This window comes from Pelagicoccus enzymogenes (genome assembly GCF_014803405.1).
GTDB lineage: Bacteria > Verrucomicrobiota > Verrucomicrobiia > Opitutales > Opitutaceae > Pelagicoccus > Pelagicoccus enzymogenes.
In genome coordinates, this window is sequence record NZ_JACYFG010000032.1 from 234,518 (window position 1) to 254,265 (window position 19,748).

Here is a 19,748-nt window from a genome sequence, read left to right on the forward strand (position 1 = left end):
CTTACTTTTAAACGGGGAGCGCGTAGCCAGCGCGTCGGGGACGGTCTTGCCAAAGGGCGGCGCGAGGATCGTCTTGGATTTGCTGGGATACGGGATCCCATTTGATTGTGCGGCCAAGCCTTTCGGCGATACCTGCCAACTGGCAGATGGTAGCGGTACGGTGCCCGACGGACGCAGGACAAATGGTAGGCTTGCGGGTGTAGATGCTCTCGATCCAATTCGCGCGGTGGTCGACGCTTTTGTAGAGACGGGTATCGCTCGGTTCGAGGGGGCGGCCGGCCAGAGAGACGGGGAGGGTGTCCAATCGGTTGTCTCGGCTCACCATCACCTCCCCCTCTTCGCCAACGAAGCGGATCATGTGCCCTTTGAAGTCCCCCCAATCGCGGATGACACGTACTCCATCGTCGTACTCGTAGTACTGATACGGCTGATCCTCGCCCTTGGGAACGAAGCGTACGGGGCCGCTGTCGTCGCGATCGAGGGCCCACTGCGTGATGTCGTAGTGGTGGGCTCCCCAGTCCCCGTTCTTGCGGGAGCCGTACTCCCAAAAGTTGCGCCAGCCCCCGCTGTAGGAACTCTCGACCCGCTTGGAGTTGTAGGGCTCCCAAGGGGTGGGCCCCAGCCATTTTTCGTAGTTGAAGCCTTCGGGGATGGGCTCTTCCGGATAGTCGGTGGGTGCGTCGAAGGAACCAAGGTTGCAGTGGACTTGCTTGACCTTGCCGATCCAACCGTTGCGCACGATCTCCGCGGCTTTGCGGAAGGCGTTTTCGGAGCGTTGCTGGGAGCCGACTTGCAGGATGCGTCCGTAACGCTTTTCCGCGGCGACCACAGCCTTGCCTTCCTCGATGGTCAGGGTCATGGGCTTCTCCACGTAGACGTCCTTGCCAGCCTTCATGGCGGCGATGGCGATGGCGGCGTGCCAATGGTCGGGCGTGCCGATCACCACGGCGTCGATGTCGCTGCGCTGCAGGACCTCCTCGTAGTCCAAGTAAGCCTGGCAGGCATTGTTCTCTTGTCGGCATTCAGCCAGAGCCGACTCCATGCGGTCCCGATAGAGGTCGCAAACAGCCGCCACCACAGTGTGCTCCCGGGCTCGAAAGTAGCTGCGGTGGCCGCCCATGATCAATCCGTTGCCGATGAGGCCGATGTTGATGCGGCTGTTGGGGCCGGGTTGTCCGCGACCTAAAGTGGCGGCTCGAAGAATCATGGGCGCCGCAAAGGTCGAAGCGACTGCCATGGCTCCCTTTTTGAGAAAGGTTCTGCGATTGGGGGTTGTCGTCATTTTCAGGGTTTAGGTTTATCGATAAATCCTATCGGTTAGACAATGAAATAGCGCCCTTGGTTTCAAGTAAAGAAGGCGGCGGCTCGCCTTATAGAATCCTCGTCTTAAAGGCCCTATTAGGCAAGCGAATGGACTTTTACGACGGGTTGGAAGCCGACAGTTCTTGCTGGTCTCCGAGCAGTTCAGCCAAGCGGGTGGCTCTCAACGCCTGCCGCCCGATCCCGCCTTCCAGGCTCTTGAGATCCGCGAACAGGGTCAGCTGGCGCTTGGCGCGGCTGAAGGCGGTGTAGATCAGCTCGCGGGTCAAGTTCTGCGAAGCCTCCGGCCCAAAGAGGCAGTCAACGGATTCGAATTCCGAGCCTTGGCTCTTGTGAATCGTGAGGGCGAAGGCCGACTCGTGACGGGGCAACTCGGAGACGCGGAAACGACGGTAGCCTCCGTCCGCGCTCTCGAAGCAGGCAAATAGGAGCTCATCCTCTTGCCAGAGGAGCCCTAGGTCGCCGTTGAAGAGCTCCAGCTCGTAGTCGTTTTCCAATACGATAATGGGTTCACCCGCTAGCGGGATTGTCTCATGCCCCTCGTGTCCAAGGTCTCTGAGGATGCGGCTCCGCACCAGTCGATTGTATTCGAGCGTTCCAAACGGTCCGCTTCGCGTCGGGCTAAGCATCATGCTTTCCCCGAGACGAGCCAGGGCTGCAGCTGGCTCGCTTGCCGTAGAGAGGCGGCGATGCCGTTCGATTCCGCGTTCCACCAGGCCTTGGGGAATGCGCTTGGACTCGGGCTCGAGACGGTGAAACGAGACGTCCGGGCTTGGCGACTTCAAGAAGGAGGAGAAATGTTCCCAATTTCCCTGTTTCGCGTCATTGCAAAGCTGGTAGATGCCGCTGTCCTCGGAAAATCGATACGTCTTGCTGAGTCGCTCGACTGCGTGGCGCAGGGCTGACCTTTCTGTTTCAGCCGCCTTGAGGATGTCGCTCAGGACGGAGCCTACGTCCACGCTCGCGAGCTGGTCCTTGTCGCCGAGCAACAGAACCTGGCAAGAGTCGGGCAAGGCTTCGAACAGCCGCATCATCAAGGGCAGGTCGATCATCGAACTCTCGTCGATCACCAAGGTGTCGTAGCGAAGCGGATGCTTGCGGTTGCGGCGAAAAGAGGATCGATGCGGCAAGCTTCCCAGCAGGCGGTGAATCGTCAAGCAGGGCACAGAAAGCAGCTCGTCCTTGCGGCTGGCGCTCACGTCCATGCACTTGACTCCGTTGGCGATGGATTCCGACAAGCGGGCGGCGGCTTTTCCGGTTGGGGCGATAGCGGCGAAGCGAGCCGGGCGATCTCCCTCCCAGGCGTCGAGCAATCGATCGAGGTAGCGCAGGGCCAACGTGGTCTTGCCTGTTCCGGGGCCTCCAGTGATGACGAAAAAGGACTGGTCAGCGGCACGCTGCACGGGGTCTGGATTCGCGGAGGCTACGGAGGAATCGAGGGCGCGCTGGCGAATCCGCGCTGCCAATTTTCTTTCGTAGCTGTAGTATTTTTCTAGATACAAGCAGCTTCCGCTGCTCAGCACCAGAGGCTTGTCCTCTTCGCAGGCTTCGTGCTGCACGATGGGGCTGACCGCCAGCAGCTCGGTCCAGCGGTCGGTTCCCGGCCAAGAGCGAGGCGGGGAGACGGTGTTGAAGTTGGGATTGGCGAGGTCCAGGTAGGTATGCCCCTCCCTGACCGCTAGGTTGCAGAACGCCGCTGCCAGCAAGATCCAGTAGCCGCTCTCTCCCCAATCCTCGCGCAAGTGCCGCACCAGCATGCGGTCGCTTGCCGTAAAGGGATGCTCGTTCAGCACAGAAAATTCGTCGCGTTCCTTGATCATACGAAGCTCCCTTCGTTGGCGAGCGCCCGGTCGAGGGAATCGAGCAGGGCGGCGGACGGACAGTCATAGAAGATTCCGGTCTCTCGTCCCGGGCTAATGCCGCGGGCGTAAATGTAGAAAACGCCGCCGAACAGATCCTCAAAGGGCTGGCCGGGATAGCGCCACGCAGCGAATCGTTTAACCGCCACGCAATAAAGCAGGTATTGCAAATAGTAGTTGTGTTCCGCCATCGAACCTTGGATGGCCCGCACGTCGTAGTCGGCTGGCGTGGGGCCGAGGTAGTTGCTCTTCCAGTCGAAAACGTAGAGGCGCCCCTCGTGTTCGAGCACCAAGTCTATGAAACCGCGTAGCATGGAGGCGGGCAAGCTCGCATCCGTTCTTCCGATGCCTTGCAACCAGGTCTCGGGTATGGCGCCGAGGTCGTTCGCAGAGAGAGCATCGAGGATGCCTTGCTTGACATCACCGGATACTGGATACGCGAACTCGAGCTCGGGGACACGCTTGTGGGCGGGTATCCCTTCGAGGGAGAAGGCGCCAAAATCGCTGGTCAATTTAGCCTTGGCAATGGCGGCGATTTGTCCCGCTACGATGGGCTCGAAATCTCGTGGCTCGAATTGAAGGGCATCAAACGCTTGCTGAGTGGTCGCAGCTAAGGTTTCGGGGCGGCTAAAGTCGAAACGTTCCAGAATCAAGTGCAGCAGGTCGCCGGCATGCGTTCCTTTGGGCAATGTAAAGATGCTGATTCCTTCGGGCTCTTCCTCGAAGCTGGGCTCGGGCGCCTGCGCCGCTTCGTCGCTCATGGCCGAGTCCTGCTCGGTCTTTTCCACTGGGGCATCTTGCTCCTCGCTGTGGAGGCTCTTGTTGAGAGCCGAGAAGCTGAGCACCCGCTCCGGAAGCGGAAGTCGTCTTCGTTTCTGTAGTGGACGGGCTGATACTTTTTCGATTGATGCGCTGCTGAGCGACCGCTGCAGGGGGACGAACTCGCCAGTGTCGAGCGGCGCTGTTTGAAACGAGATGGCGCCATCGGAAGCTGAGGCGATCTGAGTGAGCTTCTCCCCGACCTCACTGCTTGAGGCCTTTAGCCCTTCATCCAAGAGGAACTGTGCAAAGCTAGAGCAGGCGGAGGACTTCACCATTTCTTCGGGGCAAAGGTACACGATGTTTTCCCGCTCGGCGCGGGTCAGGGCTACGTAGAGCAAACGGACGTCTTCCGCGAGGGCTTCGCGCTGGGCGTGGGTCGATGAGACGGATCCTGCTTCCGGAGCGTAGTCGATGATCATCTCGTTCTCAGGTCCGTGGTAGCTTGCCGATAACTCGTCGGTCTTGACCCGCCGTAATCCGAGGAAAGGCAGGTAAACGACAGGAAACTGCAGCCCCTTGCTCTTGTGTACCGTGATGATTTGCGGCTTGCCTTCGTCGCTGCTGATGCGGGTTTGCCAGTCTTCGTTTTGGGACACGTTTGCGTCCGCCTTGCGCAGCAACCAATTGAGGAGCCCGCGTGGACTCAGGGCATCCGTGTCGCGGGCGTGCGACAAGAGCTCCGCGAGTTGGCTTAGGTTCGCGTATCGACGCTCCGAATCTAGGCCGCTGGCGGCATCCCCCTCGATCAAGCGCAGGAGCCCCATGAGGGCCACGTCGAAGTTTCGTGAGAACCACTCCTTGGACCATTCGGTTATGTATTCAAAAATTGGAGTCGATAAATCCTCGTAAGCAGCCTGTGCCATATCCCTTGCTGATAGGGAATGATCAAGTGCCGCATGAGCACCCCGTTTCAAGCTGGAGCGGGTGGGCGAGGCGAGCGCAGCGAGAACTTTGGCAAGGTCCGAAGCCTCCTGAGTCTTGAAAACGCTGCGGTCCGCCCTGAGGGCGGAGGACAGTCCTCGCTTTGCGAGGGCTTGGCTAATCGTATCCGCTTCGTGCTTACTGTTAACCAAAAAGGCGGCGTCCGCGGGATCGAAGGCAGGATCGGCATTGATGCGAGCGACCAAATCGTTGGCCGCCCTCTCCGCAAGCACGTCGCGATACCAACCGCTACCGGATGGCTTCTCCATTTCGGAGAGCGCTAGCTGATGGATTTGAAATGGGCTCTGGCAAGTGGGGAAGCTGTTCGGGTCGACCCCTGAGCCGACCGCTTCGAAAGCGATGCGCTCATCCACAAAACCTGCCTGGGCGTGCTGGAAGAGCGTATTTACGGCGTGTACGAGGCGTGGCGCTGAACGAAAGTTCTTGGCAAGCGCTTGCTTGCGAATGCCTCCAGCTTCCGTGGCTTGGAAATAAGCGAATATGTCGGCTCCGCGAAAGCGGTAGATCGCTTGCTTGGGATCTCCGATGTAGAAAAGGTAATGCTCGCCTTGGCCGAAGAGGGTTTTGGCGATCTCCAGCTGCACGCGATCCGTATCTTGAAACTCGTCGATCAGGGCGGCGTCGTATTTGCCTGCGAGAAACGAGGTCACACGCTCGCCTGCTTCGCTTTTCAACGCTCGGTTCAGGTGGTGTAGCAGATCGTTGAAGCTGATAACGTTGGCTTGTAGCTTGGCTTTTTCCAATCGCTCGGAGAGCCAGGGTTTGTAGTGGTAGATCAATGACGAAAAGGCAGCGTCAATTTGTTCGAGAACGCCATCGAGCAAACTGACGAGAGGAGGGATCGGTAGGTCCTTTCCGCTCTTATTTAGGCCCTTGCCCCAAGCTTCGCTCGTGAAGTCCTCCAGCCATGCGAGATCTTGTGGAAGCAGGCTTCCTCTTTGGGCGCAGGCGAGCCAGTCCACTGAGTCTCCGCTGAGGTGTTTAGCGATCTTTCCGTTCTTTCTCAGGTGCGGCAGGTAGTCCGCTTTTCGCTCGAGCAGGCTTTGCACCGCTTGGGGAATTTCCTCGAATCTGCGTTCCAAGGCAGCCAAGTCGACGGGCTTCGGGGTGGGGCGTAGCTGAGCTTCGGGGTGGGTGGCGCTTTGCCTGCCGATGTCTTGCAGTCGCGACTCGAACGATTTTTGGGAGCTCAAGGCCAAGCTCAAGGCTATGGAGGCTTCGAGTACGTTTTGGCGGATGTATTCAGATTGCAGTTGCTCGATCAGTTGCTCCTCTATCTGGCTCAGTTCGGCATCGAAAGGCGTCTTCGTTTCGAGCGCGACTAAATCCAAGGAGCGTTTGCAGAAGCTGTGGATGGTCGAGATGGGAGCTTCGTCAAAAACCTCGAGGCTATAGCGCAAGGCGTTTTTCGCCAGCTCGGGATCGAAACCATCGAGAGCCATGCAGTCGATTAACAGCTGTTCCTTGGGCTCACCTAGCTCGAGCTCGCGCAATGTGGATTGATACAGTTTTTGGATACGGGCTGCGAGCTCCTCCGTAGCGGCCTCTGTGAAAGTGACAGCTAGGATGCGGTCGAGCGTTATCCCTTGTTGCAGCGTCAGCTGCAGTGCGATGCGGCAGAGCGTGTAGGTTTTTCCAGTACCGGCGCTCGCCTCGATTAGCGTCGTTCCCTTGAGTAAGTCGATCACGCCTTCGCTCCTTTCAAGTCAGCCAAACTCAATTTTCCCTTCGCATTCAAACAAGGTTCCCAGACGAGCAGGGCGCAATCGAGGAATTCTTTCTCGGGAGTGTAGAGTTCGCCAAAGCAAATGCGTTCGTAGTCGGACCATTCGAAGTCCCTGCGAAAAGGGCTCTCGGTGCGGCTGCTTCGCACCTCGCGTCGGGCTTTTTCCAATACGTTCTCGATGCGTTGGGCTTCGTCGTCCGCGGGCTCCTTAAGCCAGTTCTTGCAGGCGGTCTCTGAGACCGACGGAAAAAAGGGCAGGGGCGCTTGCTGGCCTTTGCGATAGAGGTCGACCAGTTCCGCAAGCCTTTGCGTGGCTGTGTCTATTTTTTCGAAGCGGAAGGGGGCTCCTTTTTCGTGTAGGCTGAGCACGATGGTCTCGCCGCTAAACGCGGGACTCAGGGCTGATGCGAAGACATGGCGTATCCATGCTGAAAGTACGCGCTTCGCTTTCAGTTCGCCGGCCTCCACAATCACTTGCAAGCCCGTCTGCGTGTGGATTGTCGCCTCTCCGCATAGCCGTATTCCATCGAGCTCTTTTTCGAGGTAGGTCGTTTCGCTCGAAAGGTCGCCCAAGCTAGCAAGCAAACGCTCGGCGCGTTCGCGTTCCGAAGCGAAGCTGGGCGCTTCGAGGAAGCCGGCTGGCAATTGCTTTTGTTGGGCAACGCTGGCGTAGCTGATTGCGTCCAGGCTGTCGCCCTCGCTGATAGCTTGCGCGAATGCGTCCCGGAGCTTGTAGCGGTTCAATCCGCTGGAGAAGAGCGGATCGATCTCCGGCAGGGAATCTTCGTCGCCGACGATCTTCAGCTTGGCGGCGGAGGTTGCGAAGGCTTTCGCCGGGTCGCTGAAAAAACGTACGAGCTCCTCGAGGTCAATGGCTTCGAGCTCGTCAAGGCGGTTGAGGGGCTCCGGGACTTCGACTGTCTCGTTTTCAGGAGGGGTGCCCGAGCCTAGGAAGCGATTGCGTAGGGCGGCTCGGTCTGGATCGTAGGTTGCCTGCTCGCCTTCGAAATAGCTCGGGTCGAAGGATTGCCGTTTTTGGCGATGCTGAATGCGATCGAAGTCCTCGGGCTGCATGGCGTTCTCGAGGTAGCTCATCAGTTCTTCAACAACCGACGACGGCTCGTTTCGCGTGTCGCTGTTTGGAGACAGTCCTTGGTAAGTGATGGCGAATCGTCCGCGGACCGATAGCAAGGTTTCGAGGAAGAACTGCCTGTCTTCGTCTCGTGTATTGCGATCTCCGATACGGGTTTCGGTTGCCATTAGGTCGAAACTGGGGCGTTTGCCACTCCGAGGAAAGTCAGAGCGGTTCATTCCCATCAGGCAGACCGTGTCGGCTGGAATCGCCCGCATGGGCTTGAGGGAACAAAAGGTGACTCCCCCACTGAGGTAGCCCCCGCCGGAAGCGCTCGACTCGAATTTCTCCGCCAGAGCTCGATAGGCTTCCGCGCCGCTTGCAAGCGTATCCTCCAGGGCGGGCAAGGTTTCGCGGACAAGGTCTCCTGCTTGCTGGAAGTCGCGTTGCCAGTCTTCCCTTTCGCAACGCAGGGCTAAGAGCAGGGAGGTCATGCGTTCCTGCCAGGTGGCAAGGGTGTGGCTTTGATGGTAGCCTTGGCGCAAGGAACGCACCAGCTCGAGGCATTCGAGCAGCTTGCCGGCAGTGTCAGCCAGATCGCTCTCGATTTCTGGATAGGCAAGGATACCTTGAGGCGTTGCCGCTTCGCGCGAGAAAAGGCTGCCGGACAAGAGGCGGATGCGCAGCTCGCGCCAAGTGTTGCGGTCGGTCGCGAAGCTGTAGTGTTGAGAGCGATGTTCCGCGTTCCAGCCCCAGGTGATGCCAAGTTCTCGTATCCAGGATTCGATACACTCCAAGTCTCGGTCAGAAAAGCTGAATACCTCTCGGAGAAGCGGCGTTTCCAGCAAGGCCATAATTTCAGCCGCGCTTGCTCGCGTGGATACGGATTGCAGTATGGCGAAGAGCCCGCTCAAGACACCGGGACGGCTGCCAGCTGCGTTGTCGGCTATGGAGTAAGGGATTTCAAGGTGAGTGCCGCGTTTCGCCTTGAAGACGGCTTCGACGTGGGAGCGGTAGTCTTGTATGTCTGGAGCCATGACAAGGATGTCGCTGGCCTTCAGCTTAGGCTGCTGGTCGAGCCGCTGCACAATGAGGTCCCAGACCGTTTCTACCTCCCGGCGACGGCTGGAACAGGAGTGAAGCTGCAGACTGCCGTCGTAGGGCGGGAAGGGGGTCGAGCCGCGTGCAAGGTCTCGGTCTTCGATGTTGAACAAGTCAGCCTGCAGGCAGTGGAGCTGGCTCTGCGACTCGTCTGGAAGCTCGAACTGGCTGTCGTCTTGCTGGGGATCCTTGTCGATCAGCAGGTCGAGGAACATTTGGCTTTGCTTGCCGAAGGCGGGCAGCAGCGGATTTCCGGTTTCGAATAACCAGTCTTCCGGTTGGCTGAGGCGATGGCCCGCCTTGCGGGCCGCCTTTTTGGTGATCTTCTGGATTTGTTTGCTGCTCTTCAAGTCTGCCCAGTACTGGTCGGAAGGCTGCAGCAGGAAGACGTGCACGGGGCGGTAGCGCGACAGCTGGTCGAGCAGGTCGAGGTAGAGCGGGGCGAGCGAGGACACTCCGAACACGAAAAGCCGTTCCGGCCAGTGCTGCGGCTGAATCCCCAGTTCGAGAATCTGGCCGCGAACGAGTTCATGGGTCAATCGAGCGATATGGCGAGGCGTCTTGCTTTTTGGATACAGGGACCTGACGAGGCGACGCCAAAGCTCCGCCTGCCAGTCGAAACGCGATTCGTAGGGCTGGTCCTCCCACTGCGTGATGACGTCGGGCCGATAGACCAAGTACTCGTCGTAAAGCTTGGCGAGCCGGCTGGCGAAGCCAAGGCGGCGGGTTCCCTCGGCTTGCTGGCAGTAGCTGCGGACTTGAGCGAAACGCGGCTGGTCCTCCAATTTTCCCAGTAGGTCAAGCAAGTGCCAGCGGGCCACGTCCTCGGGGAAGGCTCCTGTCGCTTCGAAGCTGGGTTCGAAGCCTTTCAGAACCCGGGAGAAGAGCTTGCCCGGCAGGGGAAAGTCCCAGCCGAAGGCAACCCCCGTAAGCTTGGCGATTTCGAACTGCAGCCAACGAGCGATTCCCGGATTGAGGGTCATAACCGTTTCCTGCGAAAGGGCGTTTTTTAGCGGCAAGGCTCGAGAAACGTCCACCAGTCGAGCCGCCAGTTTTTCAACCCGGTTCGAGGTGTGGAGAGTGAGCTGCTTTTCCGCCATTTGAAGCTGCGGATGAGAAACTCAGAGCCTAGCGCTTGGCAATGCCGAAACTTAATCGTAGCGGCGCTCCGAAGCGATTGATACTGTGTGCGGTATTCGCGAGGGTAGGGCTGTTTGGTCTAGCCTGAGCAAAGTCGAAGGCCCCAGACAGCCGCGTTGCAGGATCATTACACCACCCGACCAGGGCACAGCTTTAGCCGCTCCCTGCGGCTCCTACAGTTCGCGCACCCAGATGTTGCGGTAGCGCACGGGGTTGTCGTGGTCCTGCAGGACGAGGGGCAGCTTGGGCGGATGGGGAATGTAGTAGGGCTCGCCGATGAAGGCAGTGGGTCCTTGCAGCACCGCGTTGTGCTGCACGAGGACGCCGTTGTGCAGCACCGTGAGCTGCGCTGGGCTGACCAATGTGCCTTTCTCCGAAAAGCGCGGGGCCGTGAAAATCATATCGAAGCTCTGCCATTCCCCGGGAGCTCGGGAGGCGTTCGCGAGCGGGGAGTGTTGCTTGTAGATGGAAGCAGCCTGCCCGTTGGAGTAGGTCTCGTTCTGGTAGGAGTTGAGCACCTGCACTTCGTACATGCCCATGAGGAAGATCCCGCTGTTGCCGTACTCCTGTCCTCGCTTGCCTTCCAAAACCGGCACCTGCCACTCGATGTGCAACTGCATGTCGCCGAAGGCTTGGCGGGAGGCGATGGCTCCCTGCTTCTGGCCCGCCACGATTTCCCCGTTTTCCACCTGCCAAGTGGCCGCACCCCAGTCGGCTCCTTCTTCGTATTGCTTCAGGTAATACTCCGTGCGGTCCACCGCCACGCCTTCGCCGAATGGAGTCTTTTCCCAAGCGGAAAGGTCTTTGCCGTCGAAGAGCACCACCGCGTCCGAGGGGGCGCTGCCGTATTCGCCGGGCGTCACCACTGGAACTTCGAGATGAAGCTCCGTATACTCCCAGGGATTGGTCTTGCTCAGCTCTTCCCAGTCCAGTTGGGGCAAGCCGTCTGCGAAAACGGAGAGGGCGGGAAGGCCGCAGGCGATTGCGGTAAGTCTTTTCAGGGAAGCGGTCGTCATGGTTTTGGGAACTTGGGTAGCAGGGGTGTGCCATCAGCTAAAAGAGGCTGGTTCCAGAGATTGCAACCCTCAAGATGCTCTCACGATATACCGATAAATCAAAAAGGGCGATTTCCTGATGTTGCATTTGCCGAAACCGCTCGCATAGAGAGGGGCATGATCTCTCTCCGCTACGGCACAAACCCTCACCAGAAAGAAGCGTTCCTGGAATTTCCGGAGCCTTCACCCATCAAGATCGTAAATGGGGCCCCGGGCTACATCAACATGCTCGACGCCCTCACCTCATGGCAGCTGGTGCGCGAGCTCAAGGAAGCCACCGGCAAGGCTTCCGCCGCTTCCTACAAGCACGTAAGCCCCGCCGGAGCGGCCATCGCCAAGCCCATCGACGACGCTTTCAAGGAGTCCCAGTTCCTCAAGACCACCGACTTTTCGCCCGTAGCCAGCGCCTACGTGCGGGCTCGCGGCGGCGACCGCCTTTGCTCCTTCGGAGACGTGCTCGCGGTGAGCGACGTCGTAGACGTGAGCCTCGCCCAATTCCTCAAGACGGAGGTCAGCGACCTCATCATCGCCCCGGGCTACGAGCCGGAAGCCCTCGAGATCCTCAAGCAAAAGAAGAAGGGCGGATTCTGCATGCTGGAGATCGACTACGACTTCATGCCCACCGGCATCGAAAAGCGCGAAATCTTCGGCGTCACCGTAGCTCAGGACCGCAACAGCCGCCTGTTCACCAAGGACGATTTCAAGAACGTGCTCTCCGCCAACAAGGACATCTCCGAGGAAGCCCTCGACACCTTGCTGGTCGCCGCCATCTCCCTCAAGTACACCCAGTCCAACTCCATCAGCATCGCCTACGACGGCCAGATCGTGGGCATGGGCGCCGGTCAGCAGTCCCGCATTCACTGCACCCGCCTCGCTTGCGACAAGGCGGACAAGTGGTTCCTGCAACGCCACCCCAAGGTGCGCGGGCTCGACTTCAAGGATGGCCTCAAGAAGGTGGAAAAGACCAACCTGATCGACCAGTACCTGCTCTGGGACAGCCTCAGCGCCCACGAGGAAGCCAACATGCTGGAGAACTTCAATACGCGTCCCGAGCCCATCTCCCGCGAAGAGCGCGCCGAGTGGATCAAGCAGTACGACGACATCTGCCTCGGCTCCGATGCCTTCATCCCGTTCCGCGACAACATCGACCGCGCCAGCCGCTCCAACGTGAAGCACATCGTGGAGACCGGTGGCTCGCTCCGCAGCGACCTCATCATCGAGGCGGCCAACGAGTACAACATGACCCTCACCGCCACCGGCATCCGCAGCTTCCTCCACTAGTGCGGGAAGCCGCAGGTCGAGGGACCTTCGCGCAACTCTATTTAAACAGGCAGGCTGGCTCGCTATCGCGGGCCGGCCTGTTTGGGTTTCTAGGGATAGCAATCATTGGCAGGGCAGTTGCTGCGCGGCGTTTGGTGTCGTCTTCGCTGCCGAGCGTTTGTCCACCGTGCCGCATTCGCAAGCCGCATCCTGACAGACAGAAGACGCTCCGTACATTCCCCCTTGCCAAGCCAGACTCAATTCCAACACAGTTCATGCGAACAATCTTACGTGTAGGGGAAACTCAACGCATTTACCCATGAAGCAATTCGATCTCACAGGAAAAATCGCCCTCGTTACGGGCTGTAAACGCGGTATCGGCAAAGCCATGACGCTCGCTCTCGCCGAAGCCGGCGCCGACATCATCGGCGTCAGCGCCACTCTCGAAGCGGGCTGCGATGTTGACAAGGAAGTCCAAGCCCTCGGCCGATCCTTCAAGGCTTATAGCTGCGACTTCGGCGACCGCCAAGCGCTGCACGCCTTCATCGAACAAGTGAACGCCGACTACCCAAGAATCGATATTCTGGTCAACAACGCCGGTACCATCTTGCGCGCTCCCGCTGCCGAGCACAGCGACGAGTACTGGGACAAGGTTATCGAAATCAATCTCAACGCCCAGTTCGTGCTCACCCGCGAACTCGGCAAGCGCATGGTAGAACGCGGCTACGGGAAAATCGTATTCACCGCGTCACTACTGACCTTCCAAGGCGGTGTCACCGTTCCCGGCTACGCAGCCAGCAAGGGCGGAGTAGGCCAGCTGACCATGGCTTTCGCCAACGAGTGGGCCAGCAAAGGCGTCAACGTCAACGCGATCGCCCCCGGCTACATCGACACCGACAACACCGAAGCCTTGCGCAACGACCCTGTGCGCAGCCAACAGATCCTCGCTCGTATTCCGGCCGGACGCTGGGGAAGCCCCGAGGACTTCAAGGGCCCCATCGTATTCCTTTGCTCCGACGCAGCCAGCTACATGCACGGTACCACCATGCTCGTCGACGGTGGCTGGATGGGCCGCTAAGAGACCAGGAACTCTATTCCCGAAAAAAATTCAGGCGTCCCCAAAAAATGGGGACGTTTTTTTTCGCTCAGCCCAAGCGTAGGAAGCGGCCTCGCGTCGCGGTCGCTCTGGTTTTGATGCTCCCAACCGCGACGGAAGCGATGCTCGGTATTGCAAATCGCAATAGGGCCAAGCCTGCAATAAGGACTTTTGCACGCGCCTTGAATTAGTTCGCGACCCGAAAAACACAGCCCGTAAGGGGATTGCGGGCAGTTGGACGCAAAATGCAAATCGGGCATGGAATCAGCTGGATTTCGGGTGCGTATGCCAGCCGGAACCTCTGGACTGGCGATCTCATAAGCACTGAAAACCAGATACTATGATAAGTCATCTCATCCCACCCATCGCCCAGGCAAGCTCAGACGGAACTGCGATCAGCGACTCGAGCGAAGCGTCCAAGCAATTCACTGAAAGCATCGTGTCATTCGCTACTGAATACGGCATGAATGTTCTCGGAGCCATCCTCATCCTGATCGTGGGCAACGTTCTGGCGAAGTTCATCTCCAAGAAGATCTCAGGCCTGATCCTCAAGAAGCATCCCGAAGAACCGTCGCTTGCTTCCATCGCCAAGCAGGTTTTCTACGTCGCCTTGATGATCGTGGTCATCATCGTGGTGCTCGGAAAATTCGGAGTGGAAACGGCGAGCTTGATCGCGGTGCTGGGTACTGCGGGTCTGGCAATTGGATTGGCCCTGCAAGGTACCTTGAGCAACATCGCCGCAGGCGTGATGATTCTCTTCCTAAAACCGTTCCGGGCCGGCAACGCCATCAAGGTCGGAGGAGGGGACGTTTACCTCGTCGACGAAATCGGCCTTTTCGTAACCAAAGCCCACCAGCCAGACTGCCCCAAGGTCATGATTCCTAACTCAAAAATCTGGGGCAGCATCATCGTCAATTTTTCCGATACGGTCGCCTCCCAGCGCCGCTTCGATATCACCTTTGGCATTTCCTACGACGACGACATCAACAAGGCCCTGCAGATCCTGGAAGACCTCGCCGCTTCCGACGCCCGCGTGCTCAAGGATCCCGCGCCTTTCATCAAGGTCGACAGCCTTGGCGATTCCTCGGTGAACATCCTATTCCGCGTTCAAACGATGGCTTCCGACTGGTGGCCTGCCAAGCTAGAGCTGACCAAGGCCGGCAAGGAAGCCCTCGAAGCCGGTGGCTGCACCATCCCGTTCCCACAAAGGGATGTGCACATGATCAGCGGCAGTGCCGAAGCGGCGAGTTAATCGGTACAAATTTTAGCAAAGCGTCCCCAAAAAGCGGGGGACGCTTTTTTTTTCGATTACGGCTCAATATCCCGTCGCTTGCGACGTCTGCAGGTAAGGTGTGGATCGGCCGCTCCGCCGGGCGATTTAGACACCCGCGGAGCGGCTGTTCCACCTGATCAAATACTCCGTCTGCTTGCAGCAGGGATCTATGTTTGAGCTGCTGCTTTCGCTTTACCACGCGTAATCCAGACGCAGGCCAATGAGTGGCTCGGCCTCGCTCTCGTCTTCGACTTCGATGCCGCGACGGTAGTCAAACTCGGTATCGTCGCTCGAAGACGCCGCCGTTAGGTTGATGACATCGAGGAAGGTCGTGAAATCGATCGGGCCGAAGGAGCGGCGATAGTCGACGCGTACGTTCAACAAGCCGTAACCGCTATTGCGACCGACATTGCGCTCGGTGATCTCTTTCGAGAAGCGCAGCGGTTGTCCAGGCCCCAGGACGTCGGAGTGTACGATAAAGGCGTCGTAGGGCCGTCCCGAAAGGTATTTGTAGCGGGCGCCGACCTTCCAGCGGTCGCTGATTTCCCAAGTCATGCCAAGGGTCGCGACATGCTCGCGACTAAAGTCGGCGGCTACCTCGCCGCGACCGTCCTTCTGGTCGATTGTCGCATCGTTGTAGGAGTAGGTCGCCGTTGTGTATAGGCCTTCGCGGATCGTCCCGTTGACGACGATATCGAGACCGTAGGAGGTTCCGTCTCCAATATTAGAATACGTTCCGCTTACGCGATCGAGGTCGACCACCAGCTTGTCGAGGTTCTGATAGTAGGCTTCGGTCAACACGGACCAGTTTTTGTTGGGGAAGAACTGAACCCCAATACTACCATGCGTAATTTCTTCGTTCTTAAGGGTGTTTGAGGAGTCGGCGGCAAGGTCCAGGTACCGAGGCGACTGATGGAAGAGTCCTGCGGTCGCGAAGTATCGCAGCGTATTGCTGGGTCGCCAATTTACGCTGAAACGGGGCGAGGCGAAGCTTTCGTCGGCAAAGCCGTCTCGATCGAAGCGCAGGCCGGCGCGGATGTCCCAATCGCCTCTCTCGAAGACTTGGTCGATGTACGCTGCGTAGCTTGTCTCTTTCTTGTTGAACGAGGAATTGACGCTAGCGGGAGTCAGCGTGATGTAGCGCTGGTCGGGATCGGGCCTGAAGTCGTCTTTGTCGTAGACGAACCGGTTCCAATCGCCATCCAAGACCGTGTCGTAGTCGAGGTCTACCTGCGTTGCATGCAGGCCTGCGCTGAACACGCCCCATTCATTTACCGTCGTGAAGTCGCTTCGCCAACCGATCTCTTCCTCGCCTTCGCCGATGGTAATGATGTCTTCCCGTACTGGAAAACTGGATGCAGGCGATCCAGGTGGCGCGAGGTCGGGAAAGGCTTCGCCCTCCGAGCTCGTTTTGTCGCTTTTGCGGTAGTAAAGCTTGTTGGTCCAAACCGCTTCTGCGCCGATCAACGATCGCATTGTGAGCCCGTACAAATCGCTGTCCTGTTCGAAATCCAGCAGCGCCACGTCTTCGAAATTGGGCGACGCTGCGACGTGAGTCACGTCGCGGGAATAGTCTTCCTGCGTATCGATCAGCAGAAGCTCGAAGCTGTGCTGCGGGTTGATGGGGATGACTGACTTTACGATGATGTCGCTCAAGACAGGATCCCCGATGTCGAGCTCTTCGATGTCTTCGAAAAAGTCGCCGAAGTCCAAGTCTCGGGCGGAGACGAGCAAGGTTGAGCCTTCCGTGATCCCAGCAGGGCCGTCGTATCCAAATTCGTTGCCCGCAATGTCGATGCGCAGGCTCGCGGAAGGACTTGGATTGCCACCCGCCACTTCTAGCTTGAGCAGCGATGCCGCTCGGCCTCCGTACGCCGGTCCCCATCCGCCGGGCGAGAACTCGGCTCCGCTAATCACGTTCGGCGCGAAAATGGAGAAGCGCCCACCGCCGCCGACATCCTCTGCTTCACCCAAAGTCGCGTCGAAGTGCACGGCTTTGTCGAAGGGAAACTCATCGACGAATATGAGGTTATCTCTCGGGCCGCGACCGCGCACGCTGAAGTTCGCGAATTCGTTGGTGGACGCCAAGCCGGGGAGCCCGTCCAGCGAAAGCAGCGGATCGGCTCCGCCGCCAACGGAGCTGCGCAATTCCTCCCGGTTGCGATAGGCGCTGGAAGCCGAAGCAAAGGCATCGGCCTGTCGTGCCCTAACCACTACACCTTCGAGTTCCACTGCCTTGCCGAGGGCTTCGAGCAGTTCGAATTCAATCAGCACATTTTTCCGCGTTATCACGCGTACGCTTGGCTCATACGAGGAGACGAACCCGTCTTTGGCCACGTTCACCGCGTAGAGCCCGGGGTCGAGCGCTTCAATGACGATGCGCCCTTGGGCGTCGCTCGTCAGCGATTGGGCGGAATTGCTTTCCCGCTCCGTGATCGTAATGCGAGCGTTCGCAAGCGGGCGCTCGGTGATCTGGTCTCTCACGACAATCGTTATCCCGCCGGGCGCCTCGGCTGCCTGGGCAACCATGGAAAAGCCAACTAGCAGCGCTGATAAGGTGCACCGCAATGCCTGTCTCGAAATTTTGCTCATAGTGTTGCGAGAGCTTACGCGAGCGCCCGCTAACGTCCCGTGAGGCGAACGTTAAGGAAACGCAAAATCGCGCCTCTAGCAGCTCCTCAAGCCCGCGCTGCGGTACAATCAAGTTGAAATGGTGACGGGTTTCGGCCAGCAAGTTGGAAGTCGCGCGGACGACGGTACCTGTTGTCCACCTGCGCTTTTCCCGATGACCGACGCTCCCAACGCACCCGTACTCCTCGTGGAGGATAACTATGACCTAGCCGGCAATATTCAGGACTACCTCGAGCAACGCGGGTGGGGCGTCGACTACGTGCCAAATGGAGCCCTCGCGCTTCACCGGGTAAGCGAACAGACGCACGCGGCGGTGATTCTCGATCTGCGCCTACCGGTCATCGATGGCCTTGAAGTGTGCCGACGCTTGCGCAGCAGCATCGCGCCTCAAATCCCCGTGCTCATGTTGACCGCTGCAGATCTATTGGACGATCGATTGGAAGGGTTCGCGGCTGGCGCAGACGACTACATGGTAAAGCCCTTCGCGCTGCCGGAATTGCTTGCCAGGCTACGTGCTCTGGTGCGTCGCAGTTCGACCCAGTCCCCAAGCTCGGTGCTTCGGCTGCACGACCTGGAATTGAATACGTCGACTCGGGAAGTCCGCCGGGGAGAACGCCGGCTCGCCCTGACGCGCATGGATTATTCGATTCTTGAATACCTGCTTGCTCGCTCACCAGCGGTCGTTCCTCGCCAAGAACTGGAACGTCACTTGTGGGCGGACGACTTGCCCGGAAGCGACGCCTTGCGCACGCATATCGCGACCTTGCGAGCCGAAGTGGATCGGGACGAGCGCATCGCCCTGCTGCATACGCACCGTGGAGTAGGGTACCAAATCGCCGTGACCGAGCCGGAGCGCCGCCATGAGTGAAGCGAAGAAAGGCCCGCCCAGCCGCTTGGCCTCGCGGATACGCCGGCTGCTTGTGGGCTTGGCCGTGCTGCAGGCGCTCGTATTCGCTGGGCTTGGATGGATGTTGTTGCTGACAGCCGAAGAGCTTATCCGGAACAAGTACTATGCCCATCTTCTAGAGCACCTTGCTCAGGCGGGACCGGAAGCGCCGCTGCCGCCTGGAGTGATTCGCTATACGTCCAGCGAATCGATAAGCGAAGCGCTTGGTCTTGCGGATCCGCCTACGCAACGCGGATTGTATTCAGCATTCGGTGACACGGAACAGCATCGAACCGAAGTAATGTATGGCTTGCTCGATTACATGTATTGGTCTGACTGGGACAAGGAATATGCGATCTGGGTCGACTTGCAAGGGCCGGAGCAAAAGGTGACCTGGCTCGTCAGCCCGGCTTATGAATACACCGACGCGATTGTAGGCTCGCTGCAAATCGCATTTCTGGTTGTGGCGCTCGTCGTCATTTTGGTGGCTCTTTCCGCAGGTTCGCTGATCGCCCAATGGGCCTTGAAACCGATCGTCGCGCTTGCGGAGCGCGTGCAGCAACGGAATCCAGACATCAAGACCGAGGTCCTTGTACCAGGTCAACCAGCTCGCATGGAACACGACGAGGTTGGTTTTCTGGAAGGGGCCTTGGGAACCTACGAAGCGCGGCTGCACGAAACGCTGGCTCGGGAGCGCAACTTCCTGGCGGATTGCAGTCACGAGCTGCGCACTCCGATTGCGACCTTGAAAGGGGCCGTTTCCTTGCTTCAGAGCAATGCGGACGACGCGGCGCGGAAACGTTATTTCGGACGAATTGAACGCTCCGTGCATCGCATGGAACGTTTGATCGAGATCTTTTTGATGGTTGCCCGGGAAGGCCGACACCGCTTGCCGACGCAGTCCGTTGACGCCGCCGCGGTCGTCGCAGAGGTAGTGGAAGAAATTCGCGAACTCTATCCGACGCACCCGCTGAGAATAAGCTTGTTCGCCGAGCATCCCGTAACGGTCGTCTGCCATCGAGAAGTTCTGGCCGTCTTGTGCCATAATCTAATCGGCAACGCGTTCAGCCATCTGCCAGGCGGCGAGCTGTGCGTACGCGTCGATTCGATAGAGGACCAGGGGCGGCTGGCGGTCGAGGACGACGGCCCAGGATTGCCTGAATTCAAGGAATTCACCGAAACGACTACAGAGCCTGGGCATGGTTACGGACTGACGCTCGTCGAACGACTTTGCCGCGCCCATCGCTGGCACTTGAATAAGCAGCCAAGAAACCAGGGAGGCACACGCATCGAAGTGATCTTCAGCCGGCCGAGCGATAACTCGGAAAAGCAGGCTTGAGAGACCGCCGTCCCAGCAGGTTCGGAACAAAGCAGAGAACCCGACCTAGGTTCGGATTCTCGTTCAGGCAGAAGGAAGAGGGAATTCCTGGAACCAAGGCTGCCAGCGGCTAAAATCCAGATTAGACATAATATCTATTGTGCGATGTTCTTTTCTAAGTGGTTTTACCTCAGCTATTTATGAAATAGACTGAATTAGACGTTCTAGGTAAATCCCTCTACAAATC

General features: G+C 58.6%; 11 protein-coding genes. 5 read left to right on the forward strand and 6 right to left on the reverse strand.

Annotated features, from left to right (window positions below):
- Positions 1-7 precede the first annotated feature (7 nt).
- From IEN85_RS11525 to IEN85_RS11545, 5 genes are all read right to left on the reverse strand, one after another.
- Positions 8-1,282, reverse strand: a complete 1,275-nt coding sequence (locus IEN85_RS11525) for a Gfo/Idh/MocA family protein (RefSeq protein WP_191617238.1) — start codon at positions 1,280-1,282, stop codon at positions 8-10.
- Between the two features lie 136 nt (positions 1,283-1,418).
- Positions 1,419-3,140, reverse strand: coding sequence for an exodeoxyribonuclease V subunit alpha (gene recD, locus IEN85_RS11530; RefSeq protein ID WP_191617239.1), 1,722 nt, complete (start codon positions 3,138-3,140; stop codon positions 1,419-1,421).
- Positions 3,137-6,631, reverse strand: a complete 3,495-nt coding sequence (locus IEN85_RS24775) for a UvrD-helicase domain-containing protein (RefSeq protein WP_191617240.1) — start codon at positions 6,629-6,631, stop codon at positions 3,137-3,139. Before IEN85_RS24775 ends, recD begins: the two co-directional genes overlap by 4 nt.
- Positions 6,628-9,942, reverse strand: a complete 3,315-nt coding sequence (gene recC, locus IEN85_RS11540) for an exodeoxyribonuclease V subunit gamma (protein WP_191617241.1) — start codon at positions 9,940-9,942, stop codon at positions 6,628-6,630. The genes IEN85_RS24775 and recC overlap by 4 nt, the downstream gene beginning before the upstream one ends.
- A 213-nt stretch (positions 9,943-10,155) precedes the next feature.
- On the reverse strand, positions 10,156-10,998 hold the full coding sequence (locus IEN85_RS11545; protein WP_191617242.1) for a 3-keto-disaccharide hydrolase: 843 nt from the start codon (positions 10,996-10,998) through the stop codon (positions 10,156-10,158).
- A 156-nt stretch (positions 10,999-11,154) separates the two neighbouring features.
- Between IEN85_RS11545 and IEN85_RS11550 the strand changes: the two genes are divergently transcribed.
- From IEN85_RS11550 to IEN85_RS11560, 3 genes are all read left to right on the forward strand, one after another.
- The gene (locus IEN85_RS11550; RefSeq protein WP_191617243.1) at positions 11,155-12,318 is read left to right on the forward strand and encodes a phosphoribosylaminoimidazolecarboxamide formyltransferase; all 1,164 of its coding nucleotides are present in this window, start codon (positions 11,155-11,157) and stop codon (positions 12,316-12,318) included.
- Positions 12,319-12,616: 298 nt separating this feature from the next.
- Complete coding sequence (locus IEN85_RS11555) at positions 12,617-13,375, forward strand: SDR family NAD(P)-dependent oxidoreductase (RefSeq protein ID WP_191617244.1); 759 nt, start codon at positions 12,617-12,619, stop codon at positions 13,373-13,375.
- Positions 13,376-13,733: 358 nt separating this feature from the next.
- Complete coding sequence (locus IEN85_RS11560; RefSeq protein ID WP_191617245.1) at positions 13,734-14,645, forward strand: mechanosensitive ion channel family protein; 912 nt, start codon at positions 13,734-13,736, stop codon at positions 14,643-14,645.
- Between the two features lie 213 nt (positions 14,646-14,858).
- On the opposite strand, the gene IEN85_RS11565 is transcribed toward IEN85_RS11560, so the two are convergent.
- Entirely contained in the window at positions 14,859-17,258 is a 2,400-nt protein-coding gene (locus IEN85_RS11565) for a TonB-dependent receptor (protein WP_191617246.1), read from the reverse strand.
- A 193-nt stretch (positions 17,259-17,451) separates the two neighbouring features.
- Between IEN85_RS11565 and IEN85_RS11570 the strand changes: the two genes are divergently transcribed.
- Complete coding sequence (locus IEN85_RS11570) at positions 17,452-18,165, forward strand: response regulator transcription factor (protein WP_191617247.1); 714 nt, start codon at positions 17,452-17,454, stop codon at positions 18,163-18,165.
- Positions 18,158-19,522 (forward strand): sensor histidine kinase, encoded by a 1,365-nt coding sequence (locus IEN85_RS11575; protein ID WP_191617248.1) that lies wholly within the window; start codon positions 18,158-18,160, stop codon positions 19,520-19,522. Before IEN85_RS11570 ends, IEN85_RS11575 begins: the two co-directional genes overlap by 8 nt.
- Positions 19,523-19,748 lie beyond the last annotated feature (226 nt).